Source organism: Capnocytophaga sp. FDAARGOS_737 (genome assembly GCF_009730375.1).
In the GTDB taxonomy this organism is placed as follows: Bacteria; Bacteroidota; Bacteroidia; order Flavobacteriales; family Flavobacteriaceae; genus Capnocytophaga; species Capnocytophaga leadbetteri.
Map to the genome: position 1 here is coordinate 858,590 of NZ_CP046316.1, position 22,431 is coordinate 881,020.

Consider the following 22,431-nt stretch of genomic DNA (forward strand, 5'->3'; position numbering starts at 1 on the left):
AGGGGGCAAAAATACGAAGAAATCGCTAATATCAAACCACAGGAGGGTACATTTCTTTCAGAGCATTCACAAATACCTCTGTCCCTTTGCGCTTAAATCCCTCATTTTCATATAGTCGTATGGCGGCTTCATTAGTAGGGGCGGTGAATAAAAGAATCTCGCCCAAGCCTAATTCTCTCCCTTTGCTAATAAGGGTTTGTATCAGTTGGGTGCCTATTTTCTTACCACGTGCAAACTCGTCTACTACCACATCTTCTATCCAGCCCTTGTAGCCCGAAATCACTTTGTAGACAGCCATTGAGGCCATACCGTGCAGCCTGCCGTCTTCTATATAGCCAACTACATATGGAGCGGTATTTTCGTCTTCAAAGAGTTCAGAAAGTGCTCGTTGGTAGCGCCTGCTCAGCATCGAAAATAGGCGATGCGCATCTTGCTCTATTTCCTTAGTAATCATTTCTTTCGTTAGAAGTGTAATCATATCAATTAGTAATTTAGAAAGTTAGTAAATGTTTGTCATTAACTTCTTCATTTCTTCCTGCAATTCTTGGGCTTTTTCAGCTGCTACGATGGCAAAATCTTCTCCTTTAGAGGCGTAGATAATGCCGCGCGATGAGTTAATCAGCAGTCCGTATTGGTCATTTAGTCCATAGCGACATACTTCTTCTAAGCTGCCTCCTTGTGCGCCTACCCCTGGTACTAATAAAAAGTGGTTAGGCACTATCTGCCGTATTTCTTTCAGATATTCGGCTTTGGTAGCCCCTACTACATACATTAGTTGCTGACTGTTTTTCCAGTTAAGCGAGGTGCGCAACACTTTCTTATAAAGCGCTTCACCCTCTATCTCTTGGGTTTGAAAGTCGAAAGCCCCTTCATTAGAGGTTAGGGCGAGCAGTATGGTGCTTTTATTTTCAAAAGCCAAAAAGGGTTCAACCGAGTCGCGCCCCATATAAGGAGCGACAGTCACGCTGTCGAACTGCATATCTTCAAAGAAAGCTTTGGCATACATCGTAGCAGTATTGCCTATATCGCCGCGTTTGGCATCGGCTATGGTGAAAATTTCAGGGTGAAAAGTATTTAGATAGTCAATGGTTTTCTTTAATGAGCGCCACCCTTTTTCGCCGTGAGCCTCATAAAAAGCCACATTGGGCTTATAAGCTACCGCAAAAGGGTGTGTAGCCTCTATAATAGCCTTGTTGAAGGCAAAAAGAGGGTCTTCTTCGGCTAACAAATGGCGCGGTATTTTGGTAATATCAGTGTCCAACCCTACGCATAGTAGCGATTGTTTGGCTTTTATCTGTTCGATGAGTTGTTTCATAGTTTAATAATTATCTTCTTCTATACGGGCAACCTCGCGCTCGTAGAAATTAAAGGCTTCAGCTATTAGGTTTTCGCTTTCAGCTTCTAATTCTTTAGTATCTTCTTCTTCAAACTCTTCTAACCATTCTACCTCATCGGTATCTAAGTTTAGTACAAAACGTGGGTACTCAAGGTGTACCACAAACATGGCATCGGGCATATCAGTATTATCGCCCAATATAAATTTAGGAAAATTACTCATTGTTCTCTTTTTCTTTGATTAATGCTATAGCTTTAGCTACACCAGTTGATGCCTTTTCGGCTATAACTGTTAGCCTACCTTTGCTGCTGATAGAGGGGCGTGGGTCTATATAATAAATAGGTACGTTGTCTTCAGCACAATTCATTAGTCCAGCTGCCGGATATACTTGTAGCGAAGTGCCTATAACCAGCACTATATCAGCACTTTCTACCTCTTCAGCGGCTTTCACTATCAGGGGCACATCTTCGCCAAACCATACAATGTGAGGGCGTAGCTGGACACCTGTGGGGGTCAAATCGCCTACCTTTATGTCGCCAGTACAATCGTATATTTCGTTCGGGTCGTCAGCACTGCGCATTTTCAGAAGTTCGCCGTGTAGGTGAATGATATTTTTGCTACCGGCGCGCTCGTGTAGGTCGTCTACATTTTGGGTGATAACCACTACTTCATAGTCTTTTTGCAGTTCAGCTAATAGCAAGTGGGCAGCATTGGGCTGTACGCTTTTCAGCTGTTTGCGCAAACCATTGTAGAAGTTTAATACTAACTCAGGGTTCTTCTGAAAGCCGTAGGGAGTAGCCACCTGCTCTACATCGTGCCCTTCCCATAGTCCATCGGCATCGCGGAAAGTCTTCACCCCACTTTCAGCACTAATTCCTGCGCCAGTAAGTACTACTATTTTTTTCTTTTTCATATGGTCAGTCTATTTGGTTTTTGTCTTTCATCTCTGAAAAAAAAGAGCCTCTTTATCATCACAAAGAGGCTTTTTTTTTCGAGCAATTACTTGTTTACAGCGTCTGCCAATTCAGTTCCTGCTTTAAATTTCACAACTTTCTTAGCAGGTACTTTAATAACTTCTCCTGTACGTGGGTTTCTTGCATCTCTTGCTTCTTTCTCAGCTACTGACCAAGCACCAAAACCTACGATAGACACTTTGTCTCCATTAGTTAGAGCTTTTTCAACACTTGAGAAAAACGCTTCTACAGCCTTTTTGGCATCCACTTTTGATAATCCTGCCTCAGCAGCGATTGCATCAATTAATTCTGTTTTGTTCATAAGATAACTCTTTAAATAAAGTTAATTGGCACAAAGGTACTAATATATTTATTCATAGCAAATCTTTAGCCCTAAAAAAAACAAATTTGGCAAAAAATTAACATTTAATAGTGTTTTTTACCCCTTTTTCTTGGCTTATTGCAGCTTTTTTACTACTTTTGCACCCTCAAAAACAAGTAAAAGAGGTTCTTATAAAATTATGCTTACAAGACGACATATTAGGGCTAAAGTGATGCAGTCGGTTTATGCAATGCAGCAAAGCCAAAGTCAAGACTTAGACAAAGAAGTAAAGTACTTAGAAAATAGTGCTAATGAGATGTACGACCTATATCTTCTTCATCTATCGCTCCTCACCGAGCTACACGCCTATGCTATCAAACAAAGCGAGGTAGCTCAGAAAAAATATTTAGCGACTCCTGCCGATACTAAGCAGCACCAGCTAATCGCTAATAATGAGTTTCTTACCCTCATTAGCCAAAATGAATCACTGCAAAAAGCAATAGAAACTGCCCAAATGAATCTCTTTGATCTTCATTACGAATACGTCAATAACTTCTATAAGGCGATATTAGAAAGTGATTATTACAAAGAATATGCTGGCAAAGAAACTTCTTTTGCTACTGATAGAGACTTTGTGGTAACTATTTTCGAGGAAATTATAGCTCCTGACGATGATTTTTATGAGTTTATTGAAGACCATAACCTCACTTGGGTAGATGATTACCCTATTGTCAATACTTTTATTGTCAAATTATTTAAGAATTTGCGTCCTAACCCTCCTGAAAAATATTTTACGCCCACTCTTTATAATACTGACGACGAAAAACTATTTCTGTCAGACCTATTTAAGAAGACAGTGCTGAATGACAATAAACTAAAGAATTTTATAGATGATAAACTTACCAACTGGGATAAAGAGCGTGTAGCGGTACTCGATAATATACTGCTGAAGATGGCGGTATGCGAGCTGCTTTACTTCCCAAGTATTCCGATAAAAGTAACGATAAACGAGTATTTAGAGCTCTCTAAAGAATATTCTACCCCGAAGAGTAGCTTATTTATTAACGGAATACTCAATGTGATACACAAAGAGCTTGAAGAAAAAGAGCTTATAAAGAAAATAGGGCGCGGTCTCCTTTAGTAAGGGAGCGTATTTTGCCTTACAACAGCTAATTTTAATAACTAAATATATAAATAATGCAAACATTAAATCAATTAGCACCCTTTATACTGATGTTCGTGGTGCTGTACTTTTTGATGATTCGCCCTCAGATGAAGCGACAAAAGCAAGAAAAGAACTTCATACAAAATATGAAGAAAGGCGATAAGGTAATAACTAAAGGTGGTGTACACGGACGTATAGTAGAACTTACTGACGATACTTGTGTTATCGAAACGCTTTCAGGCAAAATAATGTTTGAGCGTTCTGCTATCTCTATGGAATTATCGGCTAAGCTAAAAGCTGCTGAGAACAAAGATTACAAAAAAGCATAAAAGCTAAAATCAGAACTAAAAAGGGCTATCCTACAATTAGGATAGCCCTTTTTAGTTTGTCTCTTTAGGAATTTAATTTGTTGAAAACAATTTAGCAAAGAAACTTTTGCGCTGTAGTATATTTTCTTCTTTGTGATCTTCACTAAAGATATCATCAGATATTTCGTAATCGCCTAAAGTACTTTCGGTATCAGTGTGTGTATTTACTGGCTCGAAGCGTATTTCGCGTTTAGAGTCATCAAGTATATCCATAACATACTCAATGTACGATTTGCCTTGTTTTTCTAAAAAACCTTTGAAATAGCGGTTACTAAGCTCCATACCACCAATTTTCTCCAATTTTAGGAGCGTTTGGTATAGCGGCTCTATATGGTCAGTGATTACGTGCTGGGGCACAGCACGGCGGCGTGCCATAATAGTTACCACCTCGCCCATAATATTGCGTCCTACCTCAAAGTCAGTAATTACCCAGTAATACCGACCCGATTTGGCTAAGTTCTTTATAATAGCGTGAAAGTTGCGCCCTGCCAAAATATTGTCCCACGTTACCTTAAATACTATTTTAGGCATATCAGGGTGACGGATAATATTGTGGGGTTTTCCTAACAATTCACTTGCTGAATAACCACAAACATCTATAAACGTTTGGTTTACGTCAGTGATATTGCCAAATCTATCAGTAGTACTGATGATAGTTTTGGTTTTATCCCACACTACTTCCTCATTGATGGGGGTGGGTTTATTTATTACTTGTTCTGACATACGATTTATGATTTATATTCAACGGCGACAAAAGTAGGGTTTTAAAATCGAAAAACAAAATAACGAACTATCTTTTTTGTGATAGATGTAACAATAATTTTGTAAGTAGCTGATTTTTAAGTGTAATAGTATGACTTTCTGTTCCCATTTTGGAGGAAGTAAGAAGGAGGTTACAAAAAAAGTTTGCTAAAAATTTGGTTTATATTATAAACTAACTTATATTTGCAGCGAATTTATAACATTAAATATTTTAAAACTATGGAATTACAAGTAGCCGACAGCTTGAAAATCATTCAATCTGTCATCAATCAACGAAAACAAAAGTACGAAGAAAACGGTTTCTTCCTTATCTTTTGGAGTGTGCTCATTATGCTTGCAGGTACAGTGCAGTTTGCAATGCTCATTGCCAACTATTATCCCAAACAATCAGGTTGGGTATGGGGAGTAGTGATGCCTCTTGGTTTTGTGGTCAACCTCATTATCAAGTACAAAGAAAAGAAAGTTGCTACACAAAAAAATTACGCCGATTGGTTAGATTGGATATGGGCAGTAGCAGGCATTAATGCAATTTTTGCTTTTCTAGTACCTTTCAGTCCTTTTGGCAAATTTCAAATAGCGATTTTGGTCATTTATTTGCCATTTGCTTTTGTAGCTTTAGCAATGGCATTGCAAATGAAAATGAAACTCTGGATAGCCACATCCTTAGTAGCTTTGTTGTTAATTTATGCAGCTATATTTGTACCATTTAGTTGTGAAATCTATTTGCCTTTGGTATGTGTAGTATTAGCAGCCCTATTGTTCTTAGTACCTGGTATTCAATTTCATAATGAATATAAAAAGAGAAGTAATGTTTGCTGATTTAAATCCCATTTTGCATTCGCAATTGCGTTTGGCTATCATTTCGCTATTGGTTTCAGAAGAAAAAGCCGACTTTGCTCGTATTAAAGAAGTTACCAAAGCCACTTCGGGCAATATTTCGGTACAAATTCAGAAGTTAGAAGCAGCGGGCTATATCAGTATCAAAAAAACGTTCAAAGAAAATTACCCTAATACTGAAGCCCAGCTTACCCCTAAGGGACTTTCAGCTTTTGAAGAATATATCGAAGCGCTAAAAAGCTATATTAATCTTTAGTCGTTAGTGAGTTAGTCGCTAGTTGTTAGCTGTTAGTCGTTAGAATAGAGTCGCCTTCTAACGACTAACGACTAACGACTAATTACTAGCGACTAATAATATCAACGTCTCCTTTCCCCTCGCGTATAACCACTGGTTCATCACCCGATAGGTCAATGACCGTAGAGGCGGTATTATCACCATATCCACCGTCGATTACTATATCTACAAGGTTTTGCCATTTCTCGAAAATGAGTTCGGGGTCGGTAGTGTATTCTATCACATCGTCTTCATCGTAGATAGAAGTCGATACTATAGGGTTGCCCAAGCGCTCTACTATGGTGCGAGCTATCAGGTTGTCGGGCACGCGTATCCCAACCGTTTTTTTCTTCTTAAAGTCTTTAGGCAGGTTGTTATTGCCCTGCATTATAAAAGTATAAGCCCCTGGCAAAGCGCGTTTTAGCAGTTTAAAGGTACTGCTGTCTATCTGTTTTACGTAATCTGATAGGTTCTTTAGGTCAGAACAAACGAATGAGAAGTTCGCTTTTTCGAGTTTTACTCCTTTTATGCGCGCTATCTTTTCGAGGGCTTTGGTGTTGGTAATATCGCACCCTAAGCCATACACAGTATCTGTAGGATAGATGATAAGACCACCATTGCGCAGTACTTCCACTATCTTAGCAATCTCCTTTTCGTTAGGATTTTCGTTGTAGAGTTTAATAAATTGAGCCATATTTTTAGTTTTTAGTCCTTAGTCGTTAGTTTTTAGTCCTTAGTCCTTAGTCGTTAGCTGTTAGTCTTTAGTGGTTAGTTCGTTACTCCTTAGTCTTTAGGTCGCTTTCTAACGACTAGCGACTAACCACTAACGACTAATCGTTGTAAATTTGCAGTACGAAATCAGTTTTTCTTCTTGGTTTGTCACCTTTATATCCCAGAGTTGTAGGGTACGTCCAGCGTTTAGGCACACGGCTTTAGCGTAGAGAGTGTCGCCTACTTTACCAGGGCGTAGGTGGTTGGCACTCAGTTCTATACCGCGTATTTGTTCCTCCCCTTTCCGACATAGCAAAAAGGCAGCTATACTGCCAGCCGTTTCAGCCAGCGCAAGAGTAGCCCCGCCGTGTAGCACGCCATCTACTTGCGTTACTTGGTCGGTTACGGGCATAGAGAGGGTAACCGACTGCTCGGTAATCTCGGCTATTTGCATTTGCCACTGCCGCATCAGATTATTGGCAGGTAGCGCGTCCCATTTTAGCTGTAAATCATCTTTGTTCATAGTAAGTTTTTAGAAAGAAAATAGAATTTAAAAAGCAAAACTACAAAAAATAATGCAATTAGCTCATACAAAGGGTATTATTTTTTAACAGGAAAAAAATAAGAATAAGGTCATAACCTCATTCCCAAAAACCTATTCCCTTTCACCACTCCCTCCTGTCCCATTCGTCCCACTTGTCTCCCAATCCCAGCCTTCCCAGCCTTCCCAGCCTTCTCATTCCTCCCACCAGTCTCACTCGTCCCACTTGTCTCATCAGTCTCACCAGTCTCACCACTCACAGCCCTCTCATTCCTCACACTTGTCCCATTATATTAATATTCTGTAGCCAAAAATTACTCATAGTGTCCATATGCAGAAAGAACTTAACCATACCCTTTTAGAGGTTCAACTTGCCCTTAATGTCTTTTGTATCGTTATAAACCGTTACATTAAAACGTTTAAAGAGTGGTTCAAATATGTAAAAGTCTGCAGCATTATTAAACTTTATTCTGATTGTGTCTATAAGTTATTTTTTTTCTTGCAAAGATAGTATATTATTAGTTCAAAACAAAATACTAACAGAATTTTTTCTCCCATAGGCAGATTCAATTCATAAAGGTAACTTTTAATTTTGCTGATTGTTATTCAATAAGTTAACGTTTCCTTGATTTTTAATAGCTTGCAAATATACCTGTTTTGGACTCATATAACCAAATCTTTTTCGAGGTCTATTGTTAAGTTTGTTTTGTACTCTCTCCAATTCTTCTTCATTTATAAACCTTAAATCAGCTCCCTTTGGAAAGTACTGTCTTAATAAACGATTATAATTCTCATTAGAACCTCTCTCCCAACTATGATATGGATGAGCAAAATAATAGTCTAAATTGAACTCTTCTGATAGCTCTTTGTGTTTAGAAAATTCTTTGCCATTATCAGAGGTTATTGTATGTATAGTTAGTTGATTTTCAGTAATTAACTTAGCTATCATTTCTTTTGTATGGATAGCTCCCTTACAAGGCAAGTGCCCTAATAAAGTATAACCTGTAGCTCTATCATTAAATGTTAAAATAGCTCCTTTATGATTAGCTCCCATTACTAAATCCACTTCGTAATCACCTATGCGTGAGCGTTGTTCAACGATTGCTGGTCTTAAGTCTATACTTTTTCTATCGTTAATAGGATCATTTGATTTATAAGTTTCTTTTCTTTGATACCTTTTCCCCTGATTTCTAAGGTGTTTGTACAAATCACCTCCCTTTTTCTTATCATTCCAAACAAACTTATAAATAGTTTGATGAGAAATATTTTTTAGTGTTCCTGCAATTTGTTCAGGACTATAATCTTCTTTTAAAAGGGTAGTTACCTGCTCTTTAATTTCCTCTGTAAAATGTATAGCTTTTCTCTTTTTCTGCATTCTATCAAGGTATAATTGATGAGCTTCCTCAGCTTTATATATGCCTGTTTGAGGATTAGAGTTTCTTTTAATTTCTTGATTTACAGTCTTTTTAGGCAACCCTATTTCTTTTGCAATTTGAGCTCTTTTTAAATTAATTTGTAGATATCCTTCTATTTTGTATCTTTGCCCCAATGAAATATGACTCATAATTTGTACTTTACATTTTTCAATTTCAACAACGCAAATATGAGGATTTTTTTCATTTGGCAAGGAAAAACTATATGATTTTTCCTTGCTTTTTTTGTTTTTAATTTTTGTCTGCAGCAGACAAAAATTAAAAACAAACCCTTATTAAAAAGTTACTTTTATTACTTGAATTTAGGATATCTTCCCTTTACTTCAGATATACCTACACCGAAGGATGAGCGAAGGATGAGCGAACGATAAGCGAAGAATAAACAAAGTATAAACCTTGAAACATTAATCATTAACAATTATTTCGTACCTTTGCACTTTGTAGTTTTAATTATCATCGTGAAAGAGTTATTACAAAGTCTGGCTCAGAGTAGCCTTTATAAATCCTTGCTTGCCAAAGTGCAGGCGCAGAATAGCACTACTGTAGGGGGCTTGGCAGGTGCCTCGCTGTCGGCAGTGGTGGCAAACCTATACACCCATACGCATCGCCCGCTGTTAGTCTTGTTGCCCGACAAAGAGGAAAGTGCCTATGTGCTCAACGATTTAGAAACTTTAGTAGGCGAGCAGCGGGTGCTTTTCTTCCCCGATAGCTATCGCCGCCCTTATCAGATAGAAGATACCGATAATGCCAACGTGCTACTGCGCGCTGAGGTGTTGCACCAACTAAGCCACAGCACTAAACCGCTGATAGTAGTATCATACCCTGAAGCCCTTTTCGAGAAAGTTATTACCCGCAAACAGTTAGAACAGAATACCCTAAAAATTACCAAAGGCGATTCGCTTACCCTTGAGTTCCTCAACGAGGTACTTTTTAGCTATCAGTTCAACCGCACTGACTTCGTTACCGAACCGGGTGAGTTTTCGGTACGTGGGGGGATAGTCGATATTTTTTCATTTTCTAATAACGAACCCTATCGTATAGAGTTTTTTGGCAATGAAGTAGAGAGTATTCGCACGTTTGATGTAGAAAGCCAGCTATCTACTGCACAACTTTCGCAGATAATCATCATTCCTAACGTAGAAAATAAGGAAAGTGATGAGGTGCGACAGTCGTTTTTAGAATATATTAGTCCGCAAACGCTCTTTATAGCTAAAGATATAGCCTCTTTAGGACAGAAAATAGATAAACTCTTCGCAAAAGCTACCGATATTTATCAGAAATTAGCCAATGAGGTGAAGCGTACTGCCCCAGAGGAACTCTATTGCCAGACAGAAGACCTTTTGGCGCAAGCTAACCGATTGCAGTCCATTCACATAGGGATTTCACAGCCTGAACTCACTTTCCTCACCACTCCACAACCCTCGTTTAATAGGCAATTCGAGCTGCTCATCGCTTACCTCAATGAGAAGCACGCCGAGGGCTATCAGAACTATATATTGTGCGGCACAGAGCAGCAGGCAAAGCGTTTTCACGATATATTCGAAGAGATGGAGCAGAAAGTAGCTTACCAAACGGTACAGCTATCGTTGCACGCTGGTTTTGTAGATAACGAACTGAAAATAAACGTTTTTACTGACCACCAAATATTCGAGCGCTACTATAAATTTCAGCTAAAAAACGGTTATGCTAAAAAGCAAGCGATAACCCTCAAAGAGCTGATGCAGCTGGAGGTAGGCGACTATGTTACCCATATCGACCATGGTATAGGCAAGTTCGCTGGCTTGCAAAAGATAGAAGTAGAGGGCAAGCAGCAAGAGGCCATCAAGCTGATTTATGGCGACCGCGATGTGCTATTTGTCAGCATTCACGCCTTGCACAAGATAACCAAATACAACGGCAAAGACGGCAAACCGCCCAAAATATACAAATTGGGGTCAGGAGCGTGGAAAGCCCTCAAACAGAAGACTAAAGCAAGGGTAAAAGAGATTGCTTTCAACCTTATTCAGCTATACGCCAAACGCAAAGAGGCACAAGGCTATGCTTTTGCACACGACAGCTATATGCAGAACGAGCTCGAAGCCTCATTCCTCTACGAAGATACCCCCGACCAAAGCAAGGCTACTGCCGAAGTAAAAGCCGATATGGAGAGTGCCAAACCTATGGATAGGTTAGTCTGCGGCGATGTGGGCTTTGGCAAGACCGAAGTGGCTATCAGGGCAGCCTTTAAGGCAGTTGATAACGGCAAGCAGGTAGCCGTATTAGTGCCTACTACGGTATTGGCTTTTCAGCACTACCAGACTTTTAGTCAGCGTATGAAAGATTTTCCGGTGCGCATCGATTATCTGAATCGTTTTCGCACGGCTAAAGAGAAGAAAATCATTTTGGAAGAACTCGCCAAAGGACAACTCGACATTGTTATCGGTACGCACCAAATAGTGGGCGAAAAGGTACAATATAAAGACTTGGGACTGCTGATAGTAGATGAGGAACAGAAGTTTGGGGTAGGGGTGAAAGACAAGCTCAAAACCCTAAAAGAAAACCTCGATGTGCTGACCCTTACGGCTACCCCTATACCGCGAACCTTGCAGTTTAGCCTTATGGCGGCACGCGACCTTTCGGTTATCAATACGCCACCGCCTAACCGCTATCCTATTGATTCGCAAGTGATACCTTTTAGCGAAGAGGTGATACGCGATGGCATTCGCTACGAAATACAACGCGGCGGACAGGTGTTTTTTATGCACAACCGCGTAGAGAACATTCAGGAAGTTGCCGGTATGATACAGCGTTTGCTACCCGATGCCCGCATAGCTATAGGGCACGGACAGATGGACGGTAAGAAGCTGGAAGAGACGATGCTCGCCTTTATGGAGGGGGCATATGATGTGCTGGTGGCTACCACTATTATTGAGAGTGGATTAGATGTGCCGAATGCTAACACTATTTTTATCAATAACGCTCATAATTTTGGCTTGTCAGACCTGCACCAAATGCGTGGTAGGGTAGGGCGTAGCAATAAAAAAGCGTTTTGCTACTTCATCACCCCTCCACTGATAGCGATGAGCGATGATGCCCGCAAGCGTATAGAGGCAATAGCTCAGTTCTCCGACTTGGGTAGCGGACTTAACATTGCAATGAAAGACTTAGAAATCAGAGGGGCAGGCGACCTACTTGGCGGTGAACAAAGTGGTTTTATTAACGAGATAGGGTTTGATACCTACCAAAAAATATTGCAAGAAGCCATAACAGAGCTTAAAGAAAACGAGTTTTCAGAACTATATCGCACTGCCGAGGAAGACAAAACTTACCTCACTGATACTCAAATAGACACCGATTTTGAACTACTCTTCCCCGACACCTATGTCAATAGAGTAGCCGAACGACTCAACCTTTATAACGAACTGAGCAATCTGACCAATGAGGAAGCCTTACAGGTGTATCAGCGCAACCTTATCGATCGTTTTGGCAAGTTGCCCCCTCAGGCTATCGACCTGCTGAACAGCGTACGCGTAAAATGGCTGGCAACCCGTATGGGGATAGAGAAGCTCGTGATGAAAAACGGAAAGATGACAGGTTATTTTATAGCCGACCAAAATAGTCCGTTCTACCAAAGTGCGCGCTTCCAAAAATTGCTTCTTTTCGTACAGCGATACCCTAACCAATGCCGTATGCAAGAGAAAGAAACCCGTAATGGGCTGCGCTTACTAATACTCTTTGACGGTATTAATACTGTGTATCAAGCCCTAAAAGTGCTACAACAAATAGAAGCGTAATAATATTTAATATTAAACACTATGAAAACATTTAAAAATTGGGTAGGTAAAAAACTTATTACATTTGGTGGTATTGTAGCTCTTTTGCTCGCATTTGCCTCATCATAGGTGCTCTAAAAAACTGGGATTGGCTATACGAACCCGATAAACATTACCAAAACAATTGTACTATGGGGTAAATAAGCCGTTATTTAGGTCGTGATATGGCGCGTGTTATTGGTTTTATTACAGGTGTTTTCTTTATAATTATAGGAATTTACTTCTCCTATATAGCTTTTACCTATAAAGCATAAACAATATGAAAGATTTTTATAAATGGGTGCAGTCATTAGGTCTTTATTATTCTTTCCATAAGATAGAAGATTTACATACCCTTGCCCAAAATACAACTAATATTTCTTGGGCTTTTCTCAAGAGCTCAGCTATTAATACCGCCAATTTAAATAACGTAAATCCTAAAATAATTGAGTTAAAAGGTGCGTTTCTAAACATAGGTTTCTCTTTTAAAAGTATTAGTAAAAAGATATTGAATGTAAAAAACGAATCTATTTTCCTCGATTTTACAACTTTATCTATTGGTGAGTTAGAAAGTTTAATGAAGCTGAGAATTTTCAATCAAAATATAGGGGTTATACTTATAGAAAATCAAGACGACTTTTCCTCTAAAATAGAAATATTAGAAAAAATAGTATCAGATTATTATTCTGATAAGAATTTAGATGAAATAAAGACTATATTCTTTAAAACAATAGTTTCAGAACATTGCTTTTTGCCTATTATAGCTACAGACTTATACGAACAGAAAATCCTAATACTTATTTCAAAACAAAGAATAAAAGACAGCATTAATATCTCTCTTAATAGTTATGATAGAGTTCAAATACCTTTTTCATTAAAAACAAGTAACCTATCCTATTTTTATAAATACTAACCTCAAAATGGAGATATTTGCTAATTCACATCTCAAAAAACATTTAAATATGGCAAAGAAGAAAAAAATTGAAGCAAAGATAGGAATGATAGTTTTTGTCTCTTTAATTAATTATAAATGCGTTCTTAAATATGTTATTGGAAGAAGAATTTGAAAAAGCCTTAAGTCTAAAAGAAGAGCCTAAATCATCTCTACTAATGATAGATTTAGTACTTTTAGCAAGGAAAGAAAATATTTCTGATAAAGAAATAAAAGCTACATTACAACATTTATTTGTGAAGTATTATGAAGAAGGTGAGAATAACGATGATGAATCTCGCGATAAAGCTGATAAAATAGCAGATTTGTTAGATGCAATAGAATATGATCGTGTTTGAAACAAAGAATATTTTGTACATAAGTATAAAGCAAAACAAACTAAAATATGCAAAATACAACCAGTTACAATAAAAGATTGAATATCAATGAACTAAATAATACTGCTAATTTAGAGGATGCTATAAAAAATGCTGAACATCTGTATATTAGTAACCTATTAGGTGATGAAGAACTTTTGTCATCTATTAATTTCTATTTAAAGAAGTACAATAAGAAACTTTGGTTATCTTTAAATAAAAGTACAGAGATGAATCAGGAGAATTTAAAACAACTACGCTATTTAACCAATGTAAAGAAACTAAAAATAATTGTATTCAATGGCTTTATAGAGGATTTATCAGAGTTATCACATATTGATGATTTAGAAGAATTTACGATATATAATAATGTAAAAAAAGGTATATTCTTAGTTCCTTTGACTAAATTTAAAAACTTATCTTTTTTAAGTTTATATACTGGATTGACTATAAAACAATACGCTGTACTCAATACATTTGAAAAGCTAGAGCATTTGAGCGCTCGAGAGATAGATTTTTCTAAACTCAATAATTTACCTATTAAAGAACTTACTGTTGATAGTAAGTTTATCCATAGTGATTTGATCGCTGAGAAATTTCCTGATATAGAATATATTTCTTTACAGAACTGTAAAGATGTTAGTATAGAAAATATTGCTTCATTACCTGTGGTTTCTGATGTGCGATTGAGGTATATGCCTCATATTACAAGGCTTACTTCTTTTAAAAATAAAGAAAATATATTTCATCTCGAATGTGTTCATTTAAAGAATCTTGAAAGTATAGAAGCTCTTTTTGAATTGAAGCAACTAAAATATCTGATGATTACAGATTTAGAGAAACTTAAAGCTGAAGACTTTTATAGATTAGAGGAACTTCCTAATTTAAAAGTAGCTTATATAACATTTAAAAGTGCAAAAGAAAATGATAAATTTATAACATTTGCTAATGCTCATAATTGGATATATAAACAGCCTTCTTTAGTAGGAGGGTAATCTATTAAAAATTATCAATTCTTAATTGTTAATTGTCAATTAATTATTATCTTTGCATAAAAAAGGATTGTAAGTGCTGTAAGATTACAAGCAACAATATAAGATTTAAATGAAAAAAAACACTACTAATATAACCCCTATAGAAAACCTTGAAGTGCAAGGGGCACGGGTGCATAACCTCAAAAACATAGACCTTAGCATACCTCGTGAAAAGTTAGTAGTTTTCACAGGGCTTTCGGGTAGTGGCAAGTCGTCATTAGCATTCGATACTATTTATGCCGAAGGGCAACGCCGCTATATAGAAACTTTCTCTGCCTATGCTCGTCAGTTTCTCGGAGGGCTCGAACGCCCCGATGTAGATAAGATAGACGGACTCTCGCCAGTGATTGCTATTGAGCAGAAAACAACCTCTAAATCGCCACGCTCTACGGTGGGTACGATTACCGAGATATACGACTTCTTGCGCCTACTCTTTGCGCGGGCTTCCGATGCTTATAGCTATACCACAGGCGAAAAAATGGTGAGCTATAGCGATGCCCAAATACAAGAGCTCATCACTAAAGACTACAGCGGCAAACGCATCAATATATTAGCCCCCGTGGTGCAATCGCGCAAAGGGCATTACCGCGAACTTTTTGAGCAGATAGCCAAACAAGGCTTCGTAAAAGTGCGCACTGATGGCGAAATACGCGATATAGAAAAGGGTATGAAGCTCGACCGCTACAAAACCCACGATATAGAAATAGTTGTAGACCGTATGCAGGTAGATGATACTGACGATACCCAAAAACGACTACAAGAAACCATTAAAATAGCGATGAACTACGGCGATGATGTGCTAATGGTGTTAGAGCAAGACAAGACCAAAGCACAGTACTTCAGTCGCCACCTGATGTGTCCTTCTTCTGGTATTTCTTATCCTATGCCAGAGCCTAACACTTTCTCTTTTAATTCGCCTAAAGGAATGTGTCCGCACTGCAACGGGTTGGGCGAAGTGCAAGAAATCAACCTTGCTAAGATAATCCCAGACCCCTCGCTATCTATCAAAAACGGAGGTATTGTTGCGGTGGGCGAGCAGAAAACTACTTGGATTTTTAAGCAGTTAGAGCTTATCGTTCAAAAGTTTGGTTATAAACTCTCTGACCCTATTGATAAGTTGCCCAAAGAGGCGATGGATATTATCCTTTATGGTGGCAAAGAAAAGTACGCTATCAAGTCGGACGTGTTGGGTATAACCCGCGATTTTGAAATAGACTTCGAGGGGATTATCAACTTTATTAAGAGTCAGCACGATAATACCGATATGGCAGCTATCAAGCGTTGGGCAGAAGAGTTTATGGATACCGTGCCTTGCGAACATTGTCACGGTACGCGCTTGCGCAAAGAGGCATTGTACTTCAGAATAGCCGATAAAAATATAGCTGAACTCTCAGCTTTAGATATTACTGACCTATTGGCGTGGTTTAAAGAGCTGCCTCAGCATATCTCAGAGAAACAGCAGAAGATAGCCTCAGAAATCATTAAAGAAATCAGCACCCGACTGCAATTCCTCATAGATGTAGGGCTTACCTACCTGTCGTTAAACCGCAGTTCAAAGTCGCTTTCAGGGGGCGAGGCACAGCGCATACGTTTGGCTACCCAGATAGGTTCGCAGCTTACTGGGGTACTCTACATTTTAGATGAGCCCAGCATAGGCTTGCACCAGCGCGATAATCAGCGACTTATCAACTCGCTCAAATCACTGCGCGATATAGGCAACTCGGTAATAGTGGTAGAGCACGATGAAGAGATGATACAAGAGGCTGACTATGTGGTGGATATAGGACCTAAGGCAGGAGTGAATGGGGGTGAAATCATCTTCAAAGGTACGCCCCAAGAGCTCTTAAAAGCCCCTACCATTACCGCCGATTATATGAGCAAGCGCAAGAAGATAGAAGTGCCAGCTGAAAGGCGCAAAGGCAACGGTAAAGAAATTGTGCTAAAAGGCTGCACGGGCAATAATCTGAAGAATATAACTGTTAAATTCCCCTTGGGACTAATGATAGGGGTAACAGGCGTGTCGGGTAGTGGCAAATCGACCCTTATTAACGAGACGCTGTACCCTATCCTCAACGCTCATTTTTTCAACGGAGTGAAAAAGCCAATGCCTTACAAAAGCATAGAGGGTTTGGAGCATATCGATAAGGTTATCGATATAGACCAATCGCCTATTGGGCGTACACCGCGTTCTAACCCAGCAACTTATACAGGGGTATTTAGCGAGATACGCAATCTCTTCACCCAAGTACCCGAGGCGCAAATACGCGGCTATAAACCTGGGCGTTTTAGCTTCAATGTAAAAGGCGGTAGGTGCGAAACCTGTGAAGGGTCAGGCTTAAAGGTGATAGAAATGAACTTCCTGCCTGATGTATATGTGCCTTGCGAGACCTGCAAAGGTAAGCGCTTCAACCGCGAAACCCTCGAGGTGCGCTACAAAGGAAAGTCGATAGCCGATGTGCTTGATATGACTATTAGCGAGGCAGTTCAGTTCTTCGAGCCTATTCCTAAAATATACCGCAAGCTCAAAACTATTGAAGAGGTAGGTTTGGGCTATATCACTTTGGGGCAACAATCTACTACCCTTTCAGGAGGGGAAGCCCAACGGGTGAAGTTGGCTACAGAGCTTTCTAAAATAGACACGGGCAACACTTTCTATATATTAGACGAACCCACCACGGGACTTCACTTTGAAGATGTAAAAGTACTCTTAGAAGTCCTCGATCGCTTAGTAGATAAAGGCAATACCGTGCTGGTGATAGAGCATAATATAGATGTGATACGCAAGGTAGATTACATTATAGATATAGGCTACGATGGTGGTAAAGCAGGTGGTGAAGTAGTAGCCTTTGGTACCCCTGAAGAAGTAGCAAAAAACAAGAAGAGCTTTACAGCAGAATACCTGAAATAAAGACGAAATAAGAAATACAAAATACGAAAAAAACAATGATAGAAATTACCCAGCAAAAAATTGAAGAACTTGCCCCGAATGCTGAAGCAGCTAAGAAAGGGCGAGAATTGCACAAAAAAGGGAAGTTCGCTAACCTGAAAATTAGTGCTGAAAAGAACCTAATATGGGGTGAATGTGCCGGTAGTGGTAAGAACCCTTATTACTGCTCTGCTGACTATGTAGACCCCAATAACCCTGTGTTTCGCTGCAACTGCCCTAGTAGGCAATTCCCTTGTAAACACGCCATTGGGTTGCTTTATTGCTATGAGGCTGATGCTTCGCAATTTGCCCAAGCCGATGTACCAGAGGATATCCTTTCTAAGCGTGATAAGATAGAGAAAAAGCAAGAGAAAAAAGCCCAAGAGAAGGAGTCGATTAAGGAGAAAGCCGAAAAACCTAAAAAGGTAAATAAGGCAGCTTTTACTAAGAAAATAGATGCACAGCTCATAGGTATAGAGACTGCCCAAAAATTACTACGCGATATAGTAAACACAGGACTTTCATCAGTAGATGCCAAAATGCGCTCCACTCTGAAAGCACAGATAAAAGAGCTAGGCAACTACTATATCGGGGGAATACAAACTACCTTCAACAATCTATTGCTGTCAATAGAAGAAGTAGAGAACGAAGAATATACAGAGGTAGTAAATAATCTGAACTTCCTTTCGGCTTTGCTCAAAAAAGCAACCGACTACCTCAAAGCGCGCAAAGAAGACCCAGAGGGTACGCCTGAATTGTCATCGGCTATTGAAGAGCAAATAGGCTATGTGTGGAAGTTGGTAGAGCTAATGCAATACGGTCAGTATGAAGAGAATGCAAGCCTCGTACAGCTATCTTTTAACAGTTACGACAATGAGGCACGCAAAGAGTACGTAGATGAGGGCGTATGGCTGAACCTCAAAACAGGTAAGATATACAAAACGCTCAACTATCGTCCTTATAAAGCGGCTAAGTATATCAAAGAAGATAATAGTGTATTTAGCGTGTTGCAACTAAAAGATTTGTACATCTACCCAGGTGACCAAAACCCGCGTATCCGTTGGGAGGCAGAGGGTAGTGTAGAGCGTCCGTTGCAAAAAGAAGATTTGGCTATCCTCAAAAGTTGGGCTTCAATGCAGTTTGCCGAAACTATCAAATCAGTAAAAAATACGATTAAAAACCCACTGATGGACAAACAGCCTGTAGTGCTATTGGCACTGGACAAAGCCTACCTAAAAGGTGATAACTTGGTAGTAGAAGATGCCAATGGTTTTGCTCTTACCCTCAAAGATATTGAGGAGGGAGCCGTATCGCCTACTGCCAACCTAAGAGCCTTTTTGCCTGCTAATGCCGAAGGACTCTGTCTAACAGTGATGATGCATAATGATGTGAAAGACGGACTGCTATCGGCACAACCGCTTTCGCTCATCACCCCCGAGAAAATAGTTAGATTACAATATTAATTTGCCGATTAGTAGATTAGCAAATTGACAAATTAACAAATTGACAAATCAATATGAAACCTTTATACGAATTACAACAAGAATTGAATAGGTTATTTATAGCAGGTAGTAAGTTTTCTAAGAACGACCCACGCTTGCAGAAGCATATACCTATACTAAAGAAATTAGGCGAGAAAGCCCCTGTTTTCAATAAATTAGCCCAAGATGTAGAAGAATTATTGCAGCTCGATGCCCAACAGTCGGCTGAAAAGTTATTATCGCTTTCTACTTTGCTTTATTCTGTGCTTTATACACAAGGCACTACCACTGAAGAGGGAGCTGCTGTAGCCGACCAAGTGCCCAATGTGGCTCTTGCCGATGTCAATACACAGTACTCATACTTGCAGCTAAAGCCGGTACTACAAGCTCTTACCCAAAGCAACTCAGGGCGTTTAGAGACGGTAAAAGACGCTTATGAGCGCGGTATTTTCAAAGACTCTCGTACCTTTGGTTACTTGAGCTTTGCTCTAGCAGACAAGTATTCAGAGTTAGCCGATTATATAATGGAGGTAGTCATTCCCGCTAGCGGCAAGGCGATGTTACCTTTCTTAGTAGCCGACTTTAAGTTAGAAGACAAGGTAGAAAACGTACGCCGCTTGCATTTGCTCTATAAGTTAGGTTATGCTGAGGTAGACGCGCTTATCGATAAGATATTTGCAGAAAGTTTGCCTAACCTACAAGCCGAAGCTATAGCGATACTTTCAGATAAAAAAGATGAGAAGACCGAAGATTTTATCATCACTCTCACAGGCGATAAAAACAAAACAGTGCGTGGGGCAGCCTATAAAGCATTGGCTAAAATCGGCACACAGCGCAGCGTCGATAAGCTATATGAGTTGTACAGCAACAACAAGCAGAAAGGAAATGGGGAACTGTTGGCAGAAGCAATAGCCTCAGTTCCGTTAGCCACGCACTATCAGCCATTCCTTCAGAAAGTACGCGAACGCTTTGAAGCGCTGCTTTCAATGGACGAAGCAGACGAAAAAGCCCTAACGGCAGCCTTTGAGCGATTGCCTATAGAGTGGGAGATTCTCAAACACAAAGATTATCCTGAAACGTATGCACTATTGGGTGAGATTTTAAGCAATAAACGATTTGATGCAATGGCTAAAAAGCGTTCAGCAAGCAATTATAACATAGCCCCTTGCTTGAATGAAATACTCTACACTTTTGATAAAGATAAAGTATTGTCTTTCTATGAGCAATATGCTACTGATGTTTTCGGCAATACTTGGACATCGCCATTAGCTATAAACTATCTCTATCGTGTTTTAGATAGCAAAGAGCGTTTCAGCAGAGAGAAGCTATACGAGGTCTTTGCACCACAATTTAATAAAGCGATTAATGCCCAATATATGATAGAAGCCTTAGCAGGCACTACTTCAGGCACTACTTATCGTTATTATGGTTACTATGGTGGATATTACGATAAAAAACCTCTTACTAAAGAAGAGTTAGACCCGCGTTGGGCAGACTTGCTTTGCAATTACTTAGCAGGCTCGCGAGTAGATAACAGTTTTAACACCGATGCCCTTATGGTGTTAGACCGTATAGAGGAAGACAGCGAGCGTGTAAACTATCTTATTACTAAGGCATTGGATAAAAGTTCAGCTTATACTCTAGAACGTCTTTACCGCCTGATAATAAAGCGCAATATGCCTAATAAGTTTGAAGTGCTATATGAGTCGTTGGCAAAAATGCCTAAAAGCAACCAGTATTATTACTGCACAATAGTAGAAGATGATAACTTTTGGAAGCCTTTCCCTAAAGAATATGCCCAGAAGTTCCGCGAGCTACACGAGAAAACAAAACTCGATATTTTTAAGGAAATAGCGTGGCAAATAGAGAAATAGCCGGTAAAGACAAAAGATAAAAAAAGACGAAATACGAACCATCGTATTTCGTCTTTTTTATTTCGTCTTTATTCTTGGTATAATGCTATAAGTCCTTCAGGGGTAGAGACTATCAGTTTTTGGTTTTGGCGGTCTATTTTCTCCAAAAAGTTGATAGGGATAAGGATTTGGTGTCCTGCCTCATCTTCAATCTCAAATAAGGCTTGAAAAGTATTATCATTTACAGCCGTAATTTTTCCTACATAACCATATTGAGTATCTTCTACAGTAAACCCTATAACTTCGTGGTAATAAAATTGGTTGCCCGTCAGCGGGGGGAGGGCAGAGAGAGGCAAGTATATTTTGTGTTTCAGCAGAGCGTCGGCATCAGCTTCAGTATCTACCTCCTCAAATTTCACGCGCAATAGGTCTGATTTGTGCAAAGAGCTTCTTTCAATAAAAAAAGGAACCAGATTATTGCCAAGGGCAATAAACACTGATTCCATTTCTTCATACATTTCGGGGTCATCCGAATCAAGTTTGATAAGGACTTCGCCCTTAAAGCTAAACTTCGACACAATTGTTCCTATATAAAAACAATCTTTCAGTGTCATTTTTATGCTTCAGTTTCTTGGGGTTGTTCAGCAGCAGCTTCGCCTTCAGCTTGTGCGGCAGTTGCAGCAGCGGCAGCTTCAGCGGCTTTAGCAGCAGCTTCGTTTTTGCGTTTTTCATTAGCTTCTTTTTCAGCGTCTAAAGCCTTAGCCTTAGCAGCTGCTTTTTCTTTAGCTAATTTTTCTTCTTTAGAAGAAACTTTGTTGTTTTTAGCTTCTACCCAAGCGTTGAATTTAGCTTCAGCTTGTTCTGCGGTAAGAGCTCCTTTAGCTACCCCTCCTAATAGGTGGTGTTTTAGCAATACCCCTTTGTAAGATAGGATACGGCGTGCGGTGTCACTAGGTTGAGCCCCATTTTGCAACCATTTCACAGCAGCATCTACGTTTACTTCAATTTGCGCAGGGTTGCTGATAGGGTTGTAAGTTCCTAATTTTTCAAGGAATTTACCATCGCGTTTAGCGCGAGAATTAGCGGCTACAATCCAATAGAATGGTTTGCCTTTTTTACCGTGACGTTGTAATCTGATTTTTACTGGCATAAAAAATTTAATTAGTGAGGTACACGACCTCGTTATTAATTCGGGCGCAAAGATACGAATAATTTGTGAATTAGCAAATTTGTGAATCAGTAAATTTGTCGATTTGCCAATTAAATGATATGATTAGGATATTTTTTCTGGTTTTTGATGATTTATTAGACAGTTGTTCTTCGGTACTTTTCCGCT

General features: G+C 39.3%; 22 protein-coding genes. 11 read left to right on the forward strand and 11 right to left on the reverse strand.

The window, feature by feature from the left end; translation table 11 throughout:
• Positions 1–31: 31 nt before the first annotated feature.
• From FOC45_RS03665 to FOC45_RS03685, 5 genes are all read right to left on the reverse strand, one after another.
• Positions 32–478 (reverse strand): GNAT family N-acetyltransferase, encoded by a 447-nt coding sequence (locus tag FOC45_RS03665; protein ID WP_009733826.1) that lies wholly within the window; start codon positions 476–478, stop codon positions 32–34.
• Positions 479–499: 21 nt separating this feature from the next.
• Complete coding sequence (gene pyrF, locus FOC45_RS03670) at positions 500–1,315, reverse strand: orotidine-5'-phosphate decarboxylase (protein WP_009733827.1); 816 nt, start codon at positions 1,313–1,315, stop codon at positions 500–502.
• Positions 1,316–1,318: 3 nt separating this feature from the next.
• Positions 1,319–1,558, reverse strand: a complete 240-nt coding sequence (locus tag FOC45_RS03675) for a hypothetical protein (RefSeq protein WP_009733828.1) — start codon at positions 1,556–1,558, stop codon at positions 1,319–1,321.
• On the reverse strand, positions 1,551–2,249 hold the full coding sequence (locus FOC45_RS03680) for an NAD-dependent deacylase (RefSeq protein ID WP_009733829.1): 699 nt from the start codon (positions 2,247–2,249) through the stop codon (positions 1,551–1,553). The genes FOC45_RS03675 and FOC45_RS03680 overlap by 8 nt, the downstream gene beginning before the upstream one ends.
• 86 nt (positions 2,250–2,335) lie before the next feature.
• On the reverse strand, positions 2,336–2,611 hold the full coding sequence (locus FOC45_RS03685; protein ID WP_009733830.1) for an HU family DNA-binding protein: 276 nt from the start codon (positions 2,609–2,611) through the stop codon (positions 2,336–2,338).
• Between the two features lie 199 nt (positions 2,612–2,810).
• On the opposite strand from FOC45_RS03685, the gene FOC45_RS03690 reads away from it, so the two are divergent.
• Both FOC45_RS03690 and yajC read left to right on the forward strand, forming a co-directional pair.
• The gene (locus FOC45_RS03690) at positions 2,811–3,752 is read left to right on the forward strand and encodes a transcription antitermination protein NusB (protein WP_009733832.1); all 942 of its coding nucleotides are present in this window, start codon (positions 2,811–2,813) and stop codon (positions 3,750–3,752) included.
• Between the two features lie 56 nt (positions 3,753–3,808).
• On the forward strand, positions 3,809–4,105 hold the full coding sequence (gene yajC, locus FOC45_RS03695) for a preprotein translocase subunit YajC (protein ID WP_009733833.1): 297 nt from the start codon (positions 3,809–3,811) through the stop codon (positions 4,103–4,105).
• A gap of 72 nt (positions 4,106–4,177) precedes the next feature.
• On the opposite strand, the gene FOC45_RS03700 is transcribed toward yajC, so the two are convergent.
• A complete protein-coding gene (locus FOC45_RS03700) occupies positions 4,178–4,867 on the reverse strand; it encodes a PAS domain-containing protein (protein ID WP_009733834.1) in 690 nt (229 codons plus the stop codon).
• 258 nt (positions 4,868–5,125) lie between these two features.
• On the opposite strand from FOC45_RS03700, the gene FOC45_RS03705 reads away from it, so the two are divergent.
• Both FOC45_RS03705 and FOC45_RS03710 read left to right on the forward strand, forming a co-directional pair.
• Positions 5,126–5,725 carry a hypothetical protein gene (locus tag FOC45_RS03705; protein WP_009733835.1) on the forward strand — a complete coding sequence of 200 codons (600 nt, stop codon included), beginning with the start codon at positions 5,126–5,128 and terminating at the stop codon, positions 5,723–5,725.
• On the forward strand, positions 5,715–5,999 hold the full coding sequence (locus FOC45_RS03710) for a transcriptional regulator (protein WP_009733836.1): 285 nt from the start codon (positions 5,715–5,717) through the stop codon (positions 5,997–5,999). The genes FOC45_RS03705 and FOC45_RS03710 overlap by 11 nt, the downstream gene beginning before the upstream one ends.
• A gap of 85 nt (positions 6,000–6,084) precedes the next feature.
• On the opposite strand, the gene FOC45_RS03715 is transcribed toward FOC45_RS03710, so the two are convergent.
• From FOC45_RS03715 to FOC45_RS03725, 3 genes are all read right to left on the reverse strand, one after another.
• The gene (locus tag FOC45_RS03715) at positions 6,085–6,711 is read right to left on the reverse strand and encodes an L-threonylcarbamoyladenylate synthase (protein WP_009733837.1); all 627 of its coding nucleotides are present in this window, start codon (positions 6,709–6,711) and stop codon (positions 6,085–6,087) included.
• Between the two features lie 129 nt (positions 6,712–6,840).
• Positions 6,841–7,251 carry a PaaI family thioesterase gene (locus FOC45_RS03720; RefSeq protein WP_009733838.1) on the reverse strand — a complete coding sequence of 137 codons (411 nt, stop codon included), beginning with the start codon at positions 7,249–7,251 and terminating at the stop codon, positions 6,841–6,843.
• Positions 7,252–7,855: 604 nt separating this feature from the next.
• Complete coding sequence (locus tag FOC45_RS03725; RefSeq protein WP_147715965.1) at positions 7,856–8,896, reverse strand: IS30 family transposase; 1,041 nt, start codon at positions 8,894–8,896, stop codon at positions 7,856–7,858.
• A gap of 264 nt (positions 8,897–9,160) precedes the next feature.
• Here FOC45_RS03725 and mfd point away from each other — a divergent pair, with 264 nt between their 5' ends.
• The 7 genes from mfd (at position 9,161) to FOC45_RS03765 (ending at position 21,116) form a co-directional block, all read left to right on the forward strand.
• A complete protein-coding gene (gene mfd / locus FOC45_RS03730; protein ID WP_009389422.1) occupies positions 9,161–12,475 on the forward strand; it encodes a transcription-repair coupling factor in 3,315 nt (1,104 codons plus the stop codon).
• 298 nt (positions 12,476–12,773) lie between these two features.
• Entirely contained in the window at positions 12,774–13,406 is a 633-nt protein-coding gene (locus tag FOC45_RS03740) for a hypothetical protein (RefSeq protein WP_009389425.1), read from the forward strand.
• A 131-nt stretch (positions 13,407–13,537) separates the two neighbouring features.
• On the forward strand, positions 13,538–13,783 hold the full coding sequence (locus FOC45_RS03745) for a hypothetical protein (RefSeq protein ID WP_009389429.1): 246 nt from the start codon (positions 13,538–13,540) through the stop codon (positions 13,781–13,783).
• 47 nt (positions 13,784–13,830) lie between these two features.
• The gene (locus FOC45_RS03750) at positions 13,831–14,796 is read left to right on the forward strand and encodes a hypothetical protein (RefSeq protein WP_009389431.1); all 966 of its coding nucleotides are present in this window, start codon (positions 13,831–13,833) and stop codon (positions 14,794–14,796) included.
• 109 nt (positions 14,797–14,905) lie between these two features.
• Entirely contained in the window at positions 14,906–17,743 is a 2,838-nt protein-coding gene (gene uvrA, locus FOC45_RS03755; RefSeq protein WP_009389432.1) for an excinuclease ABC subunit UvrA, read from the forward strand.
• Between the two features lie 35 nt (positions 17,744–17,778).
• Positions 17,779–19,224 (forward strand): SWIM zinc finger family protein, encoded by a 1,446-nt coding sequence (locus FOC45_RS03760; RefSeq protein ID WP_009389434.1) that lies wholly within the window; start codon positions 17,779–17,781, stop codon positions 19,222–19,224.
• Positions 19,225–19,277: 53 nt separating this feature from the next.
• Positions 19,278–21,116, forward strand: coding sequence for a HEAT repeat domain-containing protein (locus tag FOC45_RS03765; protein ID WP_009389436.1), 1,839 nt, complete (start codon positions 19,278–19,280; stop codon positions 21,114–21,116).
• A gap of 68 nt (positions 21,117–21,184) precedes the next feature.
• Here FOC45_RS03765 and rimM read toward each other — a convergent pair whose 3' ends face one another.
• Positions 21,185–21,709 (reverse strand): ribosome maturation factor RimM, encoded by a 525-nt coding sequence (gene rimM / locus FOC45_RS03770; protein ID WP_009389438.1) that lies wholly within the window; start codon positions 21,707–21,709, stop codon positions 21,185–21,187.
• Between the two features lie 2 nt (positions 21,710–21,711).
• The gene (locus tag FOC45_RS03775; protein WP_009389440.1) at positions 21,712–22,245 is read right to left on the reverse strand and encodes a 30S ribosomal protein S16; all 534 of its coding nucleotides are present in this window, start codon (positions 22,243–22,245) and stop codon (positions 21,712–21,714) included.
• Between the last annotated feature and the right edge of the window lie 186 nt (positions 22,246–22,431).

Bases quoted from the DNA above. Each gene is read 5' to 3' on its own strand.
- FOC45_RS03715 (WP_009733837.1), bottom strand. From the start codon at position 6,711: ATGGCTCAATTTATTAAACTCTACAACGAAAATCCTAACGAAAAGGAG.
- FOC45_RS03775 (WP_009389440.1), bottom strand. From the start codon at position 22,245: ATGCCAGTAAAAATCAGATTACAACGTCACGGTAAAAAAGGCAAACCA.
- FOC45_RS03740 (WP_009389425.1), top strand. From the start codon at position 12,774: ATGAAAGATTTTTATAAATGGGTGCAGTCATTAGGTCTTTATTATTCT.
- FOC45_RS03720 (WP_009733838.1), bottom strand. From the start codon at position 7,251: ATGAACAAAGATGATTTACAGCTAAAATGGGACGCGCTACCTGCCAAT.
- FOC45_RS03760 (WP_009389434.1), top strand. From the start codon at position 17,779: ATGATAGAAATTACCCAGCAAAAAATTGAAGAACTTGCCCCGAATGCT.
- FOC45_RS03750 (WP_009389431.1), top strand. From the start codon at position 13,831: ATGCAAAATACAACCAGTTACAATAAAAGATTGAATATCAATGAACTA.
- pyrF (WP_009733827.1), bottom strand. From the start codon at position 1,315: ATGAAACAACTCATCGAACAGATAAAAGCCAAACAATCGCTACTATGC.
- uvrA (WP_009389432.1), top strand. From the start codon at position 14,906: ATGAAAAAAAACACTACTAATATAACCCCTATAGAAAACCTTGAAGTG.
- FOC45_RS03680 (WP_009733829.1), bottom strand. From the start codon at position 2,249: ATGAAAAAGAAAAAAATAGTAGTACTTACTGGCGCAGGAATTAGTGCT.
- FOC45_RS03700 (WP_009733834.1), bottom strand. From the start codon at position 4,867: ATGTCAGAACAAGTAATAAATAAACCCACCCCCATCAATGAGGAAGTA.
- yajC (WP_009733833.1), top strand. From the start codon at position 3,809: ATGCAAACATTAAATCAATTAGCACCCTTTATACTGATGTTCGTGGTG.
- FOC45_RS03765 (WP_009389436.1), top strand. From the start codon at position 19,278: ATGAAACCTTTATACGAATTACAACAAGAATTGAATAGGTTATTTATA.
- FOC45_RS03710 (WP_009733836.1), top strand. From the start codon at position 5,715: ATGTTTGCTGATTTAAATCCCATTTTGCATTCGCAATTGCGTTTGGCT.
- FOC45_RS03675 (WP_009733828.1), bottom strand. From the start codon at position 1,558: ATGAGTAATTTTCCTAAATTTATATTGGGCGATAATACTGATATGCCC.
- FOC45_RS03685 (WP_009733830.1), bottom strand. From the start codon at position 2,611: ATGAACAAAACAGAATTAATTGATGCAATCGCTGCTGAGGCAGGATTA.
- FOC45_RS03705 (WP_009733835.1), top strand. From the start codon at position 5,126: ATGGAATTACAAGTAGCCGACAGCTTGAAAATCATTCAATCTGTCATC.
- rimM (WP_009389438.1), bottom strand. From the start codon at position 21,709: ATGACACTGAAAGATTGTTTTTATATAGGAACAATTGTGTCGAAGTTT.
- FOC45_RS03665 (WP_009733826.1), bottom strand. From the start codon at position 478: ATGATTACACTTCTAACGAAAGAAATGATTACTAAGGAAATAGAGCAA.
- FOC45_RS03690 (WP_009733832.1), top strand. From the start codon at position 2,811: ATGCTTACAAGACGACATATTAGGGCTAAAGTGATGCAGTCGGTTTAT.
- FOC45_RS03745 (WP_009389429.1), top strand. From the start codon at position 13,538: ATGTTATTGGAAGAAGAATTTGAAAAAGCCTTAAGTCTAAAAGAAGAG.